Annotated in this window: 1 protein-coding gene; it reads right to left on the bottom strand. The window is 63.8% G+C overall.

Annotated features, from left to right (window positions below; genetic code table 11):
• Window positions 1-22: 22 nt before the first annotated feature.
• Window positions 23-1228: an IS110 family transposase gene (locus AAHM38_RS25395; RefSeq protein ID WP_028229007.1), complete on the bottom strand. Its 1206-nt coding sequence runs from the start codon at window positions 1226-1228 to the stop codon at window positions 23-25.
• Window positions 1229-1454 lie beyond the last annotated feature (226 nt).

A 1454-nucleotide genomic window follows, 5' to 3' on the forward strand; every position in this document is an offset into this window, starting at 1 on the left:
GGGGGTGCCCCTATGTGCTTCGTCAAGCGTTAGGGACGGTTTGTGGTTGGTAAATGGTCCCGTCGCGCAGCATGGCGAACAGGACATCGCATCGACGTCTGGCCAGCGCGATGAGCGCTTGGTTGTGACGCTTTCCTTGCTGGATCTTGCGCGTGTAGTAGGCGCGTGAGATCGGGTCTCGCAAGGCCGCAAACGCAGAGAGAAACAAGGTTCGTTTGAGCACCTTGTTGCCACGCCTGGAGGGGTGTTCACCTCGGATGGACGAGCCTGAGCGCCGGGTGACCGGCGCAAGGCCGGCATAGGCGGCCAGATGTGCGGCCGAAGCGAAGGCCTTGTGCGCGACTTCAGTCAGGAGTCTGGCGGCGGTCCTGACGCCGACTCCGGGCATGCTGGTCAGGACCGGGTAAAGAGGGTGCGCATGCACAAGGCGCTCGGCTTCACTGGCGACCTCGTCGCGCTGCTGCAGCAAGGCAGCGAGCTGCTTGGCAAGGCGCGGCATGACGACGGTCGCGGCCTGGGTGCCGGGAACCACGACGGTCTGTTCTCCAAGCGCTTGAACGATCTCGGCGGCTAGGCGCTTGCCCATACGCGGAGCGAGTTTGATCAGGCGGTTGGCAAGCGTCTTCTCGCTGGTCGCGGCAAGTGCGGCGGGTGACGGGTAGCGCTCAAGCAGATCGAGCACGGCGGGATGGTCCAGGCGTGGTCCCAGCACTCGTTCGAGGGCGGGGTGGATCTGGGTGAGCAGGCCGCGAATGCGGTTGCTGGTTTGGGTAGCTTGGGCGGCCAGATCGTCGTCGAAGCCGCACAGCATGGTGAGCTCGGCCAGCGGTTCATCAGCCAGCCGCAGCGAGCGCAAGGTGTGCGGCATCGAGCGGGCGGCTTCGGCAATGATTGCCGCGTCGCGGGCGTCGGTCTTGGCTTCGCCGGCGTGCAGATCGGCGATGCGGCGCATGGCCAGCCCCGGCAGATAAGCGACCAGGACACCCGAGTCGCGAGCGACTGCCACCGGTAGCGCACCGATGGTGGCGGGTTGGTCGACGACGAACAGAAGCTGGCCGTGCGCCTTAAGTTCATTGATCAAGGCACGTAGTTTGGCTTCGTCATTGGGCAGCGCCTTGTTGTACAGGCGCTTGCCGCTGCGATCGAGCGCGACGGCGTGATGGTGGCCCTTGCCGACATCAACGCCGACAAAGACATCAATGGAATTGTGCTGAAGCGGTTCTTGCATGAAGGTGAGACGCAGTGAAACACATTGACCGGCAACATCGGTGGCAAGTCTCGGCATCCACGTTACGGACGGCCTCAGGAAGTCCTGGCCAAGCCCCTATCAGCGATCACCAGCCACCCACCAGGCCCGGTGACAACACCCCCCGGATCATGGACGACTGGGGGCAGCAATCATGCCGGGCCTGGCTGGCCAAAGCCCCGATTATTGGGGCACGAAGATAGTAACG

The sequence above is a fragment of the Ralstonia sp. OTU4908 genome, assembly GCF_038440115.1.
Classification (GTDB): domain Bacteria; phylum Pseudomonadota; class Gammaproteobacteria; order Burkholderiales; family Burkholderiaceae; genus Ralstonia; species Ralstonia pickettii.